Below are 951 nucleotides of genomic sequence, written 5' to 3'. Positions count from 1 at the left end.
ATTTTAAGGGGTATTTTTTTATTTATATAAATTTGTTACCACTACGATAACAATACATTGACATAGTAACAAAGTGTTGATATAATAGTAACATAGGAGGGTGATTTAAATGCCAAGCATAGGAGATTTAATTAAAGAAAAAAGAACTGAAAAAAATATAAGTCAAAGAAAACTTGCTGAATTATGCGGAATGTCATATTCCCATATATGCAGACTAGAAAAAGGTGAGAACATTCCAACTTTAGATACCATTACTAAAATATCGAATGCTTTAGGAGTGCCACCTGATATATTTACTTTTGACGAAAACGACGAACTTAGTGAATTCATGAAACAATCCATCCAACAATTAATGGATTCAGAAGTTGATTTATTTTTAAATTTAATATCACATATCAATGATAATTATTGCATTGATAAATTTGATTTAAGTGTATTAACAAATGATCATAATTTTCAAGATTTAAGAGAGTTGATAATTGATGTAGTAAAAAGTAGATTAAAAACCTACACTCAAAATAAAAAATAAAGTAGGTGCAGCCATGAAAAAGGTTCAAAAATGTTTGTGGTTAGAAAAAGATTTACATACCATCATTAAGGATAAAGCCAATGATCTTGGCTTATCAGTAACCGCATACATTAAACTTTGTATACATGAAAAGCTAGAAAAGGAGGGGTAGACATGCCAGTTAATTCATTTATATATGAAGATGGTACAGAGGTAGACGAGGAATTGAGTAAAAGAGTTACCGATTATGTTCTTAGTCACAAAGAAGAATTCCCAGAAATTTCCGAATGGCTTGATAAACAATTGGATGAAGAAAGAATTAAAAAGTATAAGCAGTAAAGAGCCTACATCTCGAACATGCAGACTCTTAACAAAGAATTTAATAACAGTGCTAATTATAGCACTTAAAAGGAGAGATAAACAATGGCAATAGAAAATTATAA

The 951-nt window shown here is 29.2% G+C and carries 2 protein-coding genes; both read left to right on the top strand.

All coding sequences use genetic code 11. The features are described from left to right. Positions 1–109: 109 nt before the first annotated feature. Positions 110–529 carry a helix-turn-helix transcriptional regulator gene (locus AZI32_RS17065; protein ID WP_061997152.1) on the top strand — a complete coding sequence of 140 codons (420 nt, stop codon included), beginning with the start codon at positions 110–112 and terminating at the stop codon, positions 527–529. A gap of 153 nt (positions 530–682) precedes the next feature. Then, positions 683–847: a hypothetical protein gene (locus tag AZI32_RS18560; RefSeq protein WP_157450968.1), complete on the top strand. Its 165-nt coding sequence runs from the start codon at positions 683–685 to the stop codon at positions 845–847. Positions 848–951 lie beyond the last annotated feature (104 nt).

It is taken from the genome of Clostridium sp. ATCC 25772, assembly GCF_001573875.1.
In the GTDB taxonomy this organism is placed as follows: domain Bacteria; phylum Bacillota; class Clostridia; order Clostridiales; family Clostridiaceae; genus Clostridium_J; species Clostridium_J senegalense.
This window is presented reverse-complemented; position numbering and strand designations above follow the sequence as displayed.